Here is a 15225-nt window from a genome sequence, read left to right on the forward strand (position 1 = left end):
GTTATCGCCAGTTGGCGGAGTAAGGGACGCGGATTTGTCGGCTTAGTATTGTTTTGTTGGTCAACTTAATTATTTTCTTACTAACGCTACCGCCTATTGGCGATTAACCGTTGTTGTTGCCAGTGTTTGCACGATAATTACAATTGGTAATCTAACTCCAGTTTTCCATCTGTAGCTTTATACGGATCCAACTTTATATATTTTTTTGATTCGCCATAATAGTCCATACGTATTTCTTCCTCAAAATCACCAATGAAGTAATAATCGAATTTTTCATATTCATTATTATCCGAACTGATATTCAGTCTGATTGAGTCATTTGAGTTTCCCTTGATTTTTACGTAAAAAACCGAATAACTTTTATCAGCCATGGGAACTAGACTATCGATAAATATCTTGTCGAAATTATCAATTTTCGCGTTCTTTTTATCAGTGCTAGTATCACAAGATGATAAGAGAGCAATTAGGGTTAAAAGTATAAGATTCTTAATATTCATGTAGTTATTGTATTAATCGCAATCACACTGCAAATATTGGCTACAACGGTCTCGGTTATCGCCAGTTGGCGGAGTAAGGGACGCGGCTTTGTCGGCTTAGTATTGGTTCGTTGGTCAAGTTAATTATTTTCTTTCTAACGCTGCCGTCTATTGGCGATTAACCGTTGTTGTGTGCTGTGTTCTACTGTTCTAAATTTACTTTTAAACTTCTTGCTCCAACGTATTTAACTTCTAAACTCTTTAAATTACCATCAAATCTTTTTTCAAAATATCCATCATTATTTGAATAAATTCTAAGAGTGTCATCTTGACTTTTATTGTTTACATACAAATCTATATAAGCGTTGGAAAGAGGCTCTTTATTTTCGCTGAAGAAAACTTTTCCTTCAATATAATTTAATTCAAGTTTATAAATATTCATCGATATTTCATCCATATAAACATCTCCATCAGCTCCATCAATTCCATAATCTGGAACTCGATTTTCAATTAAACCATTTGAGGATTTATTATCAATTGTCATATTTGATAGAACTTGTTTTTGACTTGATTTACAGGAAGTAAGAGTAATAATTATAACTATAACTCCGAACCAAAATAATCTACCAAATTTCTGAACTGTCTTGGCTTGATCAATTTTTTCATCAAATCCATATTTTTCAAATCTTTCAAGTTCGGATTGAGAAAAATGATCATTTCTCCAAATCGGTTTGGTAGTAAAGAAAGGAAGGAAGAAAAACGTAAGACATTCTTTAGTATTTAGAGGCTTATCTTTTCTATTGGTTTTATTAAAATCTTCTTTATCCACTTATTTTCTTAGTTCGGATTTTTCTGAACATTGCACACAACGGTCCCGGTTATCGCAAGTTGCGGGAGTAGGGACGCGGACTTGTCGGATTAACCAATTTCTTTCCTGGTTTCTAAAATTACACTTTTTCTACAATACCCGTTATTTGCGATGAACCGATGTTGGCAACTGTATGTTATACTATTTTATGGGTTATACTTTTTCCCATATTTTTAATTAATTCAGTATGTTTCGGTTCCAATTTTCCAATTTGTCTAATTATTAATCCAATTACAACTCTTAAATCATTTTTTATTACTCTACTTGTGTAATAATAATATTGAGTTTCTTTTCCCACTTTAAAAGATTGATAAATAAAATTTTCTCCGATTTCTAAATCTTTATTTGAGACATAACCACCTTCGTTAACAAACTTGTCAAATAATGGTAAGAATTGGTTTTTCAATTCTTCGATTCCAAAATTGTCAGCTGTTGAAATTTCTTTTCCGTAATTGGTTATAGAAAAGTCGATTCTTTTATTTTTCGTTCGTGCTCTAAATCGGTCGCTTTCATATTTATTCCACTCTTTTGGTATTTTGATTAGATAGACATTATCAATCATCATTGTATTAAAATCCGTGTAATTGAGTTCCTCTTTTTTCGAAAAGTTAAATATTCCCATTGTTTTTTTTGTGTGTTTAGGTGTCTGTCAATATTGTTGCCAACGGTCTCGGTTATCGCCAGTTGGCGGAGTAGGGAACGCGGATTTGTCGGCTTAGTATTGGTTCGTTGATCAAGTTAATTATTTTCTTTCTAACGGTGCCGCTTATTGGCGATGAACCGTTGTTATGTAGCGTTATTTTATTTGCTCAGCATTCTTGAATATTTCGACAATAAATTTGGACGGTTTTTCTTCAATTAAATAATCCATAATTAGGTTCATTTCTTCCATCAATTTCAAATGAGCTAATACTGATTTTATATGATCACTATCTTTTGTTAGCTCTTTCCATTTTTTAATGTATAGTGTGATTCTTTCTTCCTTTACTTTAATTATTTCGAAAAGAACACCAATGTGTAAATTTTCTGGTTTAGAAATTTGTATTTCTTGCCTAAAGTTGGATTCATCAATAGAATCAATTTTAATGAAATCTTTGTCGATTATATTTATGAATTTCTTTACCGCACTTAAATATTTTTCTAGATCTCTAGATCCAATAAAATTGAAGATTTTTTCATAGTGGATATTAGTTTCTTTTCCTTTGGATTTTAAATGGATTATTTCATCGCGAATTTTTACTATTTCCAATATTCTTCCTACGATATCTCGATTCCTTTCAATGTCAAAATTTAAGTGAGGAATTAAAGGAACTACCTTTTCGATTTTTTCTTGAAACGAAACCCATCTTTCAATTTGGTCTTTTGATAGCTTCGTTATTTGTTCAATAAATTTTCCTGAATTTGAATTCTCTGTTTTAGGATAAACAAAATCTTCCGGGATTATGTGATTTATAAAAGCTTCTACAGTTAAATGAAGAAAAATAATCGCTGAAATTCTATATTGGATAAATCTGTGGAAAATTGGTGTATCTATGAGATGAACTTCTCCAAACTTCTTTTTCGCTATGTAGTGAAATGTGTTTGCATATTTATTTGTCCATTGAATTTGTTCGAGTGCTATGTCGAAATATGCTTGAACTAAATTTGGAGCAACTCCAGCATAAATTTTCTTATTTTTTGTTATAGTAGTGGCTTGATAGGCTTCTCCGTTTTCATTATCGAAAAGAATTGTGTTTGCTTTATTCTGCTTCACTTCTTGATACCACTTCTTTAATGGTTTTTCTTCTAAAGCCTTTTTTACAACTTCACTATCATCATTTATATTCATTAACCCTTTTGGGGCTTGAAACATTTTTATACCATCGATTCTTGTTTTCTTTATCTTCATTAAAATAATGCTACATAACGGTCTCGGTTATCGCCAGTTGGCGGAGTAGGGAACGCGGATTAGTCGGCTTAGTATTGGTTTGTTGGTCAAGTTAATTATTTTCATACTATCGGTGCCGCTTATTGGCGATGAACCGTTGTTATGGGCTTTTAAATAGTTCTAAATCTTTTTTATGAACTTGGAGTCCGTTTTCGTCAATCCCAATAGTGTTATAATTATTTTCGTTTTTCTTTAAAAGAACAAAATCCTTATCCTTTTCTACCTTGATTTTAGTACCACCAGGTTTATAAGGTGTTGTTTTAGTCCAAGGTATATCTTTGGTTCCTACAATTTTAAAGAGATCGTTTTCAAAAGGAAACTTTTTGTACCTAACAATATCGTTAATTTTCATTTGTATAAGTTAATTAGCTATAATTCTTCCACTTGCAGTGAAATTAGTAGTACCGTCAGTACTTTCAAAAGTTAAATTTTCAAAGATTGTTACATATTCTCCATTTTCATTTTTCACATTAATGGTCTGATTTTCTAAAGCTGTTCCGGCCATAATTACATCATCCTCATCATCTTTAAATCTTATAAATACTTCCGCTTTATCTTGTTTTTCTTCTTTTGATTGTCCATATGCATTGAAAATTGTACTAATCGTCTTAGGACTTTCTAAATCCGTTCTAAAGACATCAATAAAAACTTCCAATTCTGCGCAAGTTGTTATTCCGCCAATTCCACCGATGTATTGTTTATCTGGATCGTGAATATCCATTACAAATTGGATTCCTGATGGCTCTCGATTTGTTGAATTGAAACTATAACTCGATAACTCAATTTGGTAATTGGAAGTATTATTTAAACTTGGCTCTCTTAAATCATTATTGATGCTTATAAAAACTCCATTACTTGGTTGTTCATTATCATCTTCTTTACTACAGGAGAATAGACTTAAAATAATTGTAAATAATAATAAAATGTGTGTAGTTTTCTTCATAATGATTTATTGTTTAGTTGAATTTATAAATTTAATTGCCCATAACGGTCTCGGTTATCGCCAGTTGGCGGAGTAAGGGACGCGGATTTGTCGGCTTAGTATTGGTTTGTTGGTCAAGTTAATTATTTTCTTTCTAACGGTGCCGCTTATTGGCGATGAACCGTTGTTGTTGCAAGTATGTTGCTACGAAACAGCTGTTAAATCAATCCAATCAATTAGCCACTTATCATCTACCTTCTTTATAAATATTCTAAATCTTCCTCCACTCAGCCGCCCAATTTGATAATTGAAATTCATAACACCATAAGATAAAGTTTTATCAAACTGTATTCTACTAAAACTTATTACAGAATTTAAGTAAAACTCATCGTCAGTTTTCCAGATTTTATATCCTTCAGGTAATTCAGATCTATATATGAATCTAATTTTTTGGTCTGCTTTTAGTTGATTTATATCAATTCGATACTTAGAATCAATGTTTAAAGTATTTAATGATTTTTCTTTTAAATCAAAATGATTTATTAGTGCTAACTTATCTTCTTTGCTGATAATTAATGTAGAATCCACAATCGCAGTTACTAACTTAACTGTGTCTTTATATAACTCTTTTTCCTGTCTTTCTAGATCTTTATATATTTCTCTTAATGGTATTGTATCAGTCGGTTTTTGCTCATTTTCTGTTGGAGGAGGTATTTGAAATTCTATTCGTGAATCGGAATGAATTGAATCCATCAACTGTGGAAAAACTTCATAAGCAACTTGTTTTTCAAACTTTAATTGCTCGAATTTTTCATTGCTAAAACTAAGCAATATTAGGACTATTATGGAAACGAAAATTTTCTTAAACATATTTGCTACAACGGTCTCGGTTATCGCCAGTTGGCGGAGTAAGGGACGCGGATTTGTCGGCTTAGTAATGGTTTGTTGGTCAAGTTAATTATTTTCTATCTAAGGCTGCCGCTTCTTGGCGATGAACCGTTGTTGGCAATAGTGCCTTATCTGAAAGTTTATCTAGCATTATCATTTCTTCTTTGTTTATAAGATTCTTACGCCTTTCTTTTTCTTTTTTAGAAATGTAACCTGTGCCTTTATAAATATTGATCAATTCGAATTCTTCTAAACTTCTAATTTTTCTTTGTAGAATTTTATTTAATCTACGTTCCAATTCATTGATTCTATCTCTATCAATTTTTCTAATATTTTTTTCGCAATTATATTCTCCAAAATGGCAGTAGAAGTACTCATAATTATACTTTTCCGTATTTTCAATTTTGTTTCTTATTTGAGAATGAATCTTATTATGTGAAAAATGATTTCCAACTCTAGAAATTACAGGATTACATCCATCTCTGTTATCGCCAACTTTTCCAACATACAATTTGGTTGATCCTATATTTTCTATAGGTGTGGCTACGAATATGTATACAGCCCATTCTTGTTTAGTGGAATGACCTGAAATTTTAAAACTCTTTACTTCCATTATATATTTTTTGAATGGTAGGGTAGGGAGGAGTCGAACCTCCCCGCACTCAGTCTTGAATCCAGCACCTAAGCTACTATATATTTCTATACTTTATAGTTAGAAGTATGACCATCTACCCTACGAGTGCAACTCCCAAAACTATACTTTTAATAAACTTAATAATATTCACTTTTTTAAAGCTATTCTTAATTTCATCTATTTTTATCATAATCAGAGTTTTTAAAGTGGTTAATAAATCAATTGGATTGATGTTTTGCCATATTCTAACTACGAGCATAGTAAAGTCTATAGACTTAGATACCTTAAGGATCAAGATTTTAGTTTCTTATTACAATGAACGTTTCTGGCATTATTGCCAACGGTCTCGGCTATCGCAAGTTGCGGGAGTAGGGACGCGGAGTTGTCAGTTTAATTTTTTTCTTTCCTGGTATCTAAAATTACACTTTTTCGGCAAAACCCGTTATTTGCGATGAGCCGTTGTTGGCTGTAGTTATTTTCTTCATTCCCACGAATGTAAGTATAGATCCTAAAAATATTAAGCTCCAGTAGATGTAATTAAAATTTAAACTATAAATCCAATCATTGTAATTCGAAGCATTAATTAGAAATATCAAATAGTAACTATTCATTAAAATCTGAAAAAATATGGAATAAAGAATCTTTCCAGTTTTTATGAAAATCAATCCGCTTAAGATTCCAAATAGGAATGAAGGAATTAAATTTACAGGTGTTTCTATATGAATTATAGCAAAACAGGAACCTGAAATTAATATAGATGTGATTATACTATTCTTTTTTAGAAGTTTTGATATTAGAAATTTCCTAAAAAATAATTCTTCTAATAATGGAGTTATAAAAATCACAGTTACAAATTGATATAATAAATCTATTTGATTAATTGAATAACTTTCTTTTTCAAGATTTAAGTAACCATTATTATAGAATTCCATTAACTTATTTATATCGAAAAATAGTTGATATAATAGTTCTATGCCTATAGAAGCTATTATCAAATATATTAGAATTGAAATTTTATATTTATTTAATTTAAAATTTACTTTAATTGGAACTTCTACTTTCCAGAAAATTTTAAATAATACCAAGTAGCTAATTACAAACCCAAGAATTTTACTAACCCATTTTTGATGCGGATTTGATAATGAAATTGGTTGCTCAAATAATTCCATTAGACCTAAAACTCCTATTTGAACCAGGAGAAATATTATTATCAATAGAAAGGTTAATAAAAGTGCTTTAGTTATACTCACTCTAAATAATTACAGCCAACGGTCTCGGTTATCGCCAGTTGGCGGAGTAAGGGACGCGGATTTGTCGGCTTAGTATTGGTTCGTTGGTCAATTTAATTATTTTCTTTCTAACGCTACCGCTTATTGGCGATGAACCGTTGTTGCCCACAGTTATGGTATATTTTTGATCCTATCTCCTTTAATTGGAGAATAATCTTTTTGCACTGTTCCATTAACTTCGATATTTTTGAAAAAGGATTTTAGAGTAGATCCTGAATCAATGTACTTATTAGTCTGAATTTGAAAATGAAGATGTGGTTCTGTTGAATTACCAGAATTTCCACAAAGTGCAATTACATCACCTTGTTTAATTTCTTCGTCAACTTTTACTTGAATAGAACCTTGTTTTAGATGCGCAAAAAATAAAAATTCATTTTTTGCTGTTTTTATAGTTACTGAATTTCCAGGGATATGCATTTTATTCGTTTCACCTGGTTTGTTATCGTGAATTCCATCAACTACCGAAACTATTTTTCCCGAAGCAGGAGAAATTATTTCTTTTCCAAATGCATAAAAATCATCATTTTCTGTTCCCTCGTTTAGATATGATCTTCCATTATCATTCATTACAAGAAAATCAAAGGCATGTTTTTGAGATTCAAATTTCACATGATAATTTAATTCCTCTGTATCTCCGCCCCAACCAACATACCATTCATTTTTAAATGGAAGAATAAGGTTTGTGGAGTTCATATTTTCTTTTTTTATAGGCTTAATTAAAAGTCCATTTATTTTTGAATTTTTATCGCTAGAAATATGCAACTGAAATTTTTCATATTCAAACCTTGTATTGTAGGTTGCCCAAGATTCTTTTAGGTATCCGCTGAATTTATAATCTTTCACTTTTCCAGCTTCACTTCTAAGACTAGCTAAAAAATGATTTGTTTCCTTCTTGGGTAGAGTTCTTTGCATTTGGGATGAAAATGCACTATAGATTTCCTCAAAGTTCCCTGCGTTATAATTTTCAATAAAAAATTTTACCGTTTCTTGGCTAGCAGTTGTTTGCTCTTGAGCATTACTAAAATTTAATGAAAGCAATAATATTAGAAGTAATAAGCTTTGTTTCATAATTGTGGGCAACGGTCTCGGTTATCGCCAGTTGGCGGAGTAGGGGACGCGGATTTGTCGGCTTAGTATTGGTTTGTTGGTCAAATTAATTATTTTCTTTCTAACGCTGCCGCTTATTGGCGATGAACCGATGTTAGGCAGCGTTATTTTCCAACGGTTTTATGTTATTGAATTCTTTCTCTTTCAAAGATCTTTCTTCCTCTAAATCATAATCATCTTGTAAGCCCAACCAAAACTTAGCAGTTGTTCCAAAATACTTTGAAAGTCGGAGGGCTGTGTCAGCTGTTATTCTCCTTTTCTTTTTAATGATTTCACTTATTCTTGTCTGCGGAATAAATGTCTCTTTGGAAAGTCGGTATGCAGTGATTTCCATTGGATCTAAAAACTCTTCTTTCAAGATTTCTCCCGGATGTATGTTTTCAAGTTTTTTCATATCTCTAAATTATAAATTTAATGGTAGTCAATAATTTGAACTTCAAATGCATTATCATTTTCCCATTTGAACATTATTCTCCATTGTTTATTAATTCTAATGCTGTGATAACCTTCTAAATTTCCACTCAACTTTTCCAGATGATTAGCTGGAGGAATGCGTAAGTCATTAATATTTTGTGCGTTATTGAGCATTCTTAATTTTCTTCTAGCTACGTTTTGAATATTAGCAGGCAACTTTCTGGATTGTGTTCCATTCCAAATTTTGTCAGTTTCTTTTTCTGCAAAAGATTTTAACACCAATAATTTTGTTTAACGCTACTAACGTCAAAGATAAGTAAAAAATTTAAAGTTCTAAGCACAATTAAATTATGCTGCCTAACGGTCTCGGTTATCGCCAGTTGGCGGAGTAGGGGACGCGGGTTTGTCGGCTTACTATTGTTTTGTTGGTTAAATTAATTATTTTCTTTCCAACCCTGCCGCTTATTGGCGATTAACCGTTGTTATATGCTGTGTTTTTAATAGAATCTATTTGATTTGGGCTCAAAATTAGACAAATCGGGTTTTCCTTCAATTTTGACGAATTCTTCTTCCTTCTTTAAAATTTTATCTTGCTCATAACTGTCAGTTTGAGTTCTACGGATTCCAGTTATAAAATCGAGATTTTGATAAAAGATCTTACCTCGTCCATCTGATGCTACGGAATTATATTCCATTAATTTAAATTTTCCGTCCCCATACTGGAATTTATGTTCAAAATGCCCACGTAATAGTTCGTGTTTAATCCAGAGATTCCTATCAATAATTTCGATTTCCCAAAATCTCTCTCCATTTGATACATTTCTGCCACCAGGGAAATCAGGTAGAATAGCTTTTTCGGTCACTAGAACTAGCTTCTTATTCTTATCATCCTCCCCAAAAAATATTTCCAGTCTATATGGTCTTTTATCGTTGATGGTATCTTGAGTTACAGAAACAGAATCTAAGGTTTCATCGTTATTAATTTTTCCGATTTCGGACATCACAAAATGATCAAAATTAGATTCGTTTTGGGCGAACGAATTGATAATGGAAAGAAAAAATAAAAGAAATAGTAAGTTCGAATCTCTCATAAAATATAGCATATAACGGTCTCGGGTATCGCCAGTTGGCGGAGTAAAGGACGCGAATTTGTCGGCTTAGTATTGATTTGTTGGTCAAGTTAATTATTTTCTTTCTAACGCTGCCGCTTATTGGCGATTAACCGTTGTTGTAGAGCGTTAATTTGTAAAATATTTGTTGAATAGTTCCAGATAATACTCCATTCCATAAACGTTTTGGTAAATCTTAATTCTCTTATTCTTACTGACCATAATTATTCCATAATCAATTGTATATCTGTCAACTAATATCGGGCATTCATAGCAATTATTAATCTTTAGAAATCTTCTATCGGTGAAGAATTTTTCAATATTTGGATTGTGAAATGAATCTATAGCTTTGGTTATTCCAAATCCAAAATCAGAATCTACTTCATAAATCCATTCTTTTCCTGATTTTAAATGAGAATTGAATCTTAAACTATCCGGTCTCTAAATTACAATTGATTTTCCTTCAATTTTTAATGTATCTTTTAAATTACTCCAGGTAAATTTATTCGGCTGTTCGGAACCATCTATTGTATCCGATTTCTGGTCTTTTTCTTTAGTTGATTTAAGTTCTTCTTTTCTATCAGAGGAATTTTTACAACTAAAAGTAATTATTAGAACTAGAAATAATCTTTTAATTTTCATTCTTATTAATGCTCTACAACGGTCTCGGTTATCGCCAGTTGGCGGAGTGCGGGACGCGGATTTGTCGGCTTAGTATTGGTTTGTTGGTCAAGTTAACTATTTTCTTACTAACGGTGCCGCTTATTGGCGATTAACCGTTGTTGTAAACAGTTTTAATGTACCACTAAATAAACAAGGAAAAACTGTGGAATTCTGTACTTATTATACCATTCGCTAACTATTACATTGCCGTTCGTTACTTCGCAATAACCTAAATTTCCTTTATTAGGATCCCTGTTAGGAGGAGTAATTAGAGCAATTTGTAACGGCTCGTTTAATTGAAAAGTTAAGTAAGGTGAGCCATCATTTAAAGGTCTTAAGCTAAAATTACCATCTTGAAAAACTTCAAGTGTTTCAAATATGTTTTTATTCTGATATCGTGGAAAGTAAAATGCAATTTTTTCAAAATTCAATATATTTTGAGTTATCAAATTAAATTCAAAATTATCACCGATAGTTGGCATTTTTTCTTCTTTAGTATCAATCGCTAAATTTTCTTTGAACAATTGACCATCTCGATATTCTTTAATGATAATTTTATAATTTTTCCCTTTTAAAGACTGAACGCTATCTAGCTCAAAATGAATCTTCTCTAATCCGAGAAACAGGGACTCTTGAATGTGATTTTCTATAGGGACTACTAATTTTGATTTTAAGCGAAATTGTTCTGCTTGTTGAGCAAAGCCTATAAAATTGATTAAAAATATTAGAATAAATAGGTTAAATTTTGACATAGAATTATCTTTTAAAATTGTTTACAACGGTCCCGGCTATCGCAAGTTGCGGGAGTAAGGACGCGGATTTGTCGGCTTAGGTTTTTTATTTCCTGATTTCTAAAATTACAATTTTTCGACAATATCCGTTATTTGCGATGAGCCGTTGTTAGCCACTGGCCAATTTATTCCTCAATTATTCTTCTAATTCTATTAAAAACAGTTATTTCATAACTATCAAATTCATCCAAAATCTTCTTACTTTCTGATGGATTATTGGAATCATAATAATTAACTATTTTTTCAGGCACCCCAAAATCACTAGCAATTCTAGCTTCTTCACTAAATGCATTATATTCCAATTTAATAAGTAATTTATCAATGCCAGATATATCTTCGAAATCAACATTCTCTTTTCTTGATTCAATAAATTTGTACATGAGATTGAAAATTCCAAGATATTTTACGAGTTGATACTTGAATGTATTAAAGATTAAACTTGAAGCTTGCCGCATGGCACTATTTACAGCGTTTTTATTACCTCCTTTTCTCTCTTTCCTTAAGTAATATTTATAAACACCATCGAATCCGTACCTTAGATAACTATTAAGGGAAGCAAAAAGAATTGAATAACTATTTGGGGTATAATTGTCCTTAAATTTATTTTCAATTAGGCTTTTTAAGTTTTCATTGTCTATAATCTCCAAACATAAATCGATTACGACTTGGAACCCATCTTTGTCTATTCCAATATTAGGTCCATTCAACCTTCTTATGAGTTTATTCACCTTTAAATGCTGAAGTGAGTCAAGATTGATTATTTTGTCATAGATTCTAATTTTATTCCTACGACTTACGACTTTAAACTGAGATATTATATCATCCGGAATTCCTCTTTCTTCTTGCATTCGAAGTACCTCAAGAAGTCTATTTTTACTTCTATCGTCTAAAAATTCATTAGGAGTCATTTCATCATCAATTTCCTTTTTTACTTGATTAGGATCATAATTCTTATGAGTAATAGGTTCTCCAATTTGATTCAGTTTGTTGATAAAATCGGTATCTAATGATATTACTCTTCCTGTGTAATGCTCCATGAACCTTCCAGCTCTACCAGCAATGTTTTTTGCATCAAAAGTCAATAATGGCTTAGAATATTGCCCCGAGCCTTTAAGACTTTTATAGACTATCATGTTTTTTGCAGTTGTGTTTACTCCTTCTGTAATTGTAGTTGTGGAACATAGAATTCTAATGTTTGAGTTAGGATCATTGAACAAAGAGACGATTTCTTTTTGAATGTATTTGGGCACAACACCATGATGAACACCAATTCCTTTTTCCAGAGAATTAATTACTATCCACTCGTTATCATATGTACTTTTTAAATGATCTAAAAAAGCCTGATAGTAATCAGTATCTATACCGCTTCTATTATATTCTGAGGCAACCTTTTCCGTTATAGCTTTCGTATTGCAATAGATAATTGCATTTTCATTTTGAACTAATATTCTATCAAGTAATTCTTGAATCTTGAGTTTTTTACTTTTCTTATTTCGAAAATCGAAAATAATACCGTCAACGGTTATCTCCTTGTTTTCTTTCTCAATATTTGTCTGACTAACTTTAACTATTTCGTATTTATTTCGTAATAATTTTTCAATGTTTAAATCCTTCAGAAATAAATCGAATGAAGGATTATAATTTTCAGATTTCTCGTTTAATATTTCGATGTATGGCCCTGCGAGAAGAATATCAATGGTTGGAAATTTAGATAATCCATAGAATATGGACATTCTATATGCCACATCTCTTTCATTTTCTTTTGCTTCATTATCAATTATATAACCATTGTCAATTTTGTAGACTTCATCAATAAAGATGAAATCTAATTCTAAGTCATTATTTTTTTTATCTAAAAAAGAAAGAAATCTTTCTGGCGTAAAAATGAAAATATTATAATCTCCATAATTGCTTTCTAAATCACTCAGAGTGTGAATTTCATAATTCTGTGGAAATTCAATTCTACCTTCTTTTATTTTAGCCAGATTTTCTGACAACAATGCAATGCTAGGAAAAATCAAAGCAATGTTTTTGTATTGGATTTTTTTAATAACCTCATAAACCAGATGAGTTTTACCAAAAGAAGTTGATGCTGATAGAAAATAACGGTTTGGTTTGTCAGACTCAAAAAGATCCAAAATTTCTTTTTGAAATTGGTGAAGTTTCGAGTTATTATCGGTATATAAACTAGACTCATAAATTAGTGAAGACACTGTGCTAAGACCGATCTCTTCATCCTCGATTTTTAAAGTATTCTGATTATTGAAGTTTGGCAAAATATCATAGTAATGTGGGATGCCTGCTCTATTAGATAAATACATTAAAAATTTCTTATCTGCATCATCTAAATTTTCATTTTTTATGAAATCAAAATATTCGTTTACATAACTTAGAAACTTATGATTTTCTAATTCTCCATTATTAAATAGGTTTAATGCTTTTACGACATTAATGGTTCGTTCGTATCTATCCATCTGATAATATTTTCTTTACTTGTCTTAACATCATTTATGGGCATAAAAATGAAGAAGATTGAGAATTCAATGCTGATCTTATTAAAGTTAATATGACTGTATTTATCTTTAATGTGGTTTATTGCAAGCGTTATTGAGTCGTCGTAGGATTCACTTATAGAATTATAGGTTAGTAATACTGGATAAATCAAACGGATATTATTTTCATTTAACTCCTTTTCAAGAGAATCAATATGTCATTTTTCCCATCTATCTAAGATTGAATAGATTTTAGAGCTTTTATCCTCAATACTTCCTTTGTGTTGAAGAATGGTCACTAAATTTGTATTTATTAAATAATCGTCCGAAATAGCTTTTTCTATACTTCTAAAAACACTATCTATAGCTCCTTTACAATCTTCATAAAATTTTGTTTCTCCGAACCACAATTCTAGCTGATCTTCTCTTTGGATTAAATGAAAAGCATCATATCCAGTAACTTCTGATTTTTTCTGGACATCGTAGAAATAACCTCTAGATATCAGAGTATTCGTTTTATAGAAATGTTTTAGAACGGAATAAAGTAGAGATTCACCGTAAATCCCTAATTTTCTTTTAGAGAGATCGCTTGCAGAATAATTGTATTTAAATTTCCTATTAAATGCATTTAAAAACATTTTCTGATGATTACCTCCTTCTAATTGGAATTCATCGTAAGAATAGTATAATATACCTTCATAGACGATTTTGGATAAATCTAAGTCATCTTTTATTTTGTAACAGTCATCCATTACATTCTGTGTAGTAATAAAAGTTTTCTCGAGATTTCTTGTTGAGTCAGGTAGACTGCATTCAGGTAGAATAGTTTTATCGATTAACTTCTTTAAGCTTTCTTTCATTCGTTATTGGCTTGTGACTAACGGTCTCGGTTATCGCCAGTTGGCGGAGTAAAGGACACGGTTTTGTCGGCTTAGTATTGTTTTGTTGGTCAAGTTAATTATTTTCTATCTAACGGTGCCGCTTATTGGCGATGAACCGTTGTTGTTGCAAGTATGTTGCTACGAAACAGCTGTTAAATCAATCCAATCAATTAGCCACTTATCATCTACCTTCTTTATAAATATTCTAAATCTTCCTCCACTCAGCCGCCCACTTTGATAATTGAAATTCATAACACCATAAGATAAAGTTTTATCAAACTGTATTCTACTAAAACTTATTACAGAATTTAAGTAAAACTCATAGTCAGTTTTCCAGATTTTATATCCTACAGGTAATTCAGATCTATATATGAATCTAATTTTTTGGTCTGCTTTTAGTTGATTTATATCAATTCGATACTTAGAATCAATGTTTGAAATGTTTAATGATTTTTCTTTTAAATCAAAATGATTTATTAGTGCTAACTTATCTTCTTTGCTGATAATTAATGTAGAATCCACAATCGCAGTTACTAACTTAACTGTGTCTTTATATAACTCTTTTTCCTGCCTTTCTAGATCTTTATATATTTCTCTTAATGGTATTGTATCAGTCGGTTTTTGCTCATTTTCTGTTGGAGGAGGAGGTATTTGAAATTCTATTCGTGAATCGGAATGAATTGAATCCATCAACTGTGGAAAAACTTCATAAGCAACTTGTTTTTCAAACTTTAATTGCTCGAATTTTTCATTGCTAAAACTAA

General features: G+C 31.1%; 18 protein-coding genes. All 18 read right to left on the reverse strand.

Annotation, left to right across the window (positions count from 1 at the left end; translation table 11 throughout):
• Positions 1–137 precede the first annotated feature (137 nt).
• The gene (locus G529_RS0112815) at positions 138–497 is read right to left on the reverse strand and encodes a hypothetical protein (protein WP_026915904.1); all 360 of its coding nucleotides are present in this window, start codon (positions 495–497) and stop codon (positions 138–140) included.
• 181 nt (positions 498–678) lie between these two features.
• Positions 679–1305 (reverse strand): hypothetical protein, encoded by a 627-nt coding sequence (locus G529_RS16285; RefSeq protein ID WP_051201455.1) that lies wholly within the window; start codon positions 1303–1305, stop codon positions 679–681.
• Between the two features lie 175 nt (positions 1306–1480).
• Entirely contained in the window at positions 1481–1966 is a 486-nt protein-coding gene (locus G529_RS0112825; RefSeq protein WP_026915905.1) for a hypothetical protein, read from the reverse strand.
• A gap of 174 nt (positions 1967–2140) precedes the next feature.
• Complete coding sequence (locus tag G529_RS0112830; RefSeq protein ID WP_026915906.1) at positions 2141–3232, reverse strand: hypothetical protein; 1092 nt, start codon at positions 3230–3232, stop codon at positions 2141–2143.
• A gap of 139 nt (positions 3233–3371) precedes the next feature.
• Positions 3372–3623 carry a hypothetical protein gene (locus tag G529_RS0112835; protein WP_026915907.1) on the reverse strand — a complete coding sequence of 84 codons (252 nt, stop codon included), beginning with the start codon at positions 3621–3623 and terminating at the stop codon, positions 3372–3374.
• A gap of 9 nt (positions 3624–3632) precedes the next feature.
• Positions 3633–4214, reverse strand: coding sequence for a hypothetical protein (locus tag G529_RS0112840; protein WP_026915908.1), 582 nt, complete (start codon positions 4212–4214; stop codon positions 3633–3635).
• 183 nt (positions 4215–4397) lie between these two features.
• Positions 4398–5063 carry a hypothetical protein gene (locus G529_RS0112845; protein ID WP_026915909.1) on the reverse strand — a complete coding sequence of 222 codons (666 nt, stop codon included), beginning with the start codon at positions 5061–5063 and terminating at the stop codon, positions 4398–4400.
• 88 nt (positions 5064–5151) lie between these two features.
• The gene (locus G529_RS0112850) at positions 5152–5694 is read right to left on the reverse strand and encodes a hypothetical protein (RefSeq protein ID WP_026915910.1); all 543 of its coding nucleotides are present in this window, start codon (positions 5692–5694) and stop codon (positions 5152–5154) included.
• Positions 5695–6134: 440 nt separating this feature from the next.
• Positions 6135–6965: a CPBP family intramembrane glutamic endopeptidase gene (locus G529_RS0112860; protein WP_157514667.1), complete on the reverse strand. Its 831-nt coding sequence runs from the start codon at positions 6963–6965 to the stop codon at positions 6135–6137.
• Positions 6966–7115: 150 nt separating this feature from the next.
• Positions 7116–8072 (reverse strand): DUF3887 domain-containing protein, encoded by a 957-nt coding sequence (locus tag G529_RS0112865; RefSeq protein ID WP_026915913.1) that lies wholly within the window; start codon positions 8070–8072, stop codon positions 7116–7118.
• A gap of 133 nt (positions 8073–8205) precedes the next feature.
• Positions 8206–8505 (reverse strand): HigA family addiction module antitoxin, encoded by a 300-nt coding sequence (locus tag G529_RS0112870; RefSeq protein ID WP_026915914.1) that lies wholly within the window; start codon positions 8503–8505, stop codon positions 8206–8208.
• A 17-nt stretch (positions 8506–8522) separates the two neighbouring features.
• Positions 8523–8804, reverse strand: a complete 282-nt coding sequence (locus tag G529_RS0112875; RefSeq protein WP_026915915.1) for a type II toxin-antitoxin system RelE/ParE family toxin — start codon at positions 8802–8804, stop codon at positions 8523–8525.
• A 218-nt stretch (positions 8805–9022) separates the two neighbouring features.
• On the reverse strand, positions 9023–9526 hold the full coding sequence (locus tag G529_RS0112880) for a hypothetical protein (RefSeq protein ID WP_157514669.1): 504 nt from the start codon (positions 9524–9526) through the stop codon (positions 9023–9025).
• A gap of 549 nt (positions 9527–10075) precedes the next feature.
• Positions 10076–10276: a hypothetical protein gene (locus tag G529_RS16670; RefSeq protein WP_026915917.1), complete on the reverse strand. Its 201-nt coding sequence runs from the start codon at positions 10274–10276 to the stop codon at positions 10076–10078.
• A 152-nt stretch (positions 10277–10428) separates the two neighbouring features.
• A complete protein-coding gene (locus G529_RS0112890; protein WP_026915918.1) occupies positions 10429–11049 on the reverse strand; it encodes a hypothetical protein in 621 nt (206 codons plus the stop codon).
• Positions 11050–11213: 164 nt separating this feature from the next.
• Positions 11214–13562, reverse strand: a complete 2349-nt coding sequence (locus G529_RS0112895) for a helicase-related protein (RefSeq protein WP_026915919.1) — start codon at positions 13560–13562, stop codon at positions 11214–11216.
• 236 nt (positions 13563–13798) lie between these two features.
• Complete coding sequence (locus tag G529_RS0112900; RefSeq protein ID WP_084509791.1) at positions 13799–14440, reverse strand: Hachiman antiphage defense system protein HamA; 642 nt, start codon at positions 14438–14440, stop codon at positions 13799–13801.
• 159 nt (positions 14441–14599) lie between these two features.
• The coding region (locus tag G529_RS15945; protein WP_035696124.1) for a hypothetical protein at positions 14600–15225 on the reverse strand (626 nt) is incomplete at its 5' end.

The sequence above is a fragment of the Christiangramia portivictoriae DSM 23547 genome (assembly GCF_000423045.1).
Lineage (GTDB): Bacteria > Bacteroidota > Bacteroidia > Flavobacteriales > Flavobacteriaceae > Christiangramia > Christiangramia portivictoriae.

Excerpts from the sequence above, each read along its gene's own strand:
- G529_RS0112815 (WP_026915904.1), bottom strand. The coding sequence starts at position 497 with ATGAATATTAAGAATCTTATACTTTTAACCCTAATTGCTCTCTTATCA.
- G529_RS0112825 (WP_026915905.1), bottom strand. The coding sequence starts at position 1,966 with ATGGGAATATTTAACTTTTCGAAAAAAGAGGAACTCAATTACACGGAT.
- G529_RS0112830 (WP_026915906.1), bottom strand. The coding sequence starts at position 3,232 with ATGAAGATAAAGAAAACAAGAATCGATGGTATAAAAATGTTTCAAGCC.
- G529_RS0112835 (WP_026915907.1), bottom strand. The coding sequence starts at position 3,623 with ATGAAAATTAACGATATTGTTAGGTACAAAAAGTTTCCTTTTGAAAAC.
- G529_RS0112840 (WP_026915908.1), bottom strand. The coding sequence starts at position 4,214 with ATGAAGAAAACTACACACATTTTATTATTATTTACAATTATTTTAAGT.
- G529_RS0112845 (WP_026915909.1), bottom strand. The coding sequence starts at position 5,063 with ATGTTTAAGAAAATTTTCGTTTCCATAATAGTCCTAATATTGCTTAGT.
- G529_RS0112850 (WP_026915910.1), bottom strand. The coding sequence starts at position 5,694 with ATGGAAGTAAAGAGTTTTAAAATTTCAGGTCATTCCACTAAACAAGAA.
- G529_RS0112865 (WP_026915913.1), bottom strand. The coding sequence starts at position 8,072 with ATGAAACAAAGCTTATTACTTCTAATATTATTGCTTTCATTAAATTTT.
- G529_RS0112870 (WP_026915914.1), bottom strand. The coding sequence starts at position 8,505 with ATGAAAAAACTTGAAAACATACATCCGGGAGAAATCTTGAAAGAAGAG.
- G529_RS0112880 (WP_157514669.1), bottom strand. The coding sequence starts at position 9,526 with ATGTCCGAAATCGGAAAAATTAATAACGATGAAACCTTAGATTCTGTT.
- G529_RS16670 (WP_026915917.1), bottom strand. The coding sequence starts at position 10,276 with ATGAAAATTAAAAGATTATTTCTAGTTCTAATAATTACTTTTAGTTGT.
- G529_RS0112890 (WP_026915918.1), bottom strand. The coding sequence starts at position 11,049 with ATGTCAAAATTTAACCTATTTATTCTAATATTTTTAATCAATTTTATA.
- G529_RS0112895 (WP_026915919.1), bottom strand. The coding sequence starts at position 13,562 with ATGGATAGATACGAACGAACCATTAATGTCGTAAAAGCATTAAACCTA.
- G529_RS0112900 (WP_084509791.1), bottom strand. The coding sequence starts at position 14,440 with ATGAAAGAAAGCTTAAAGAAGTTAATCGATAAAACTATTCTACCTGAA.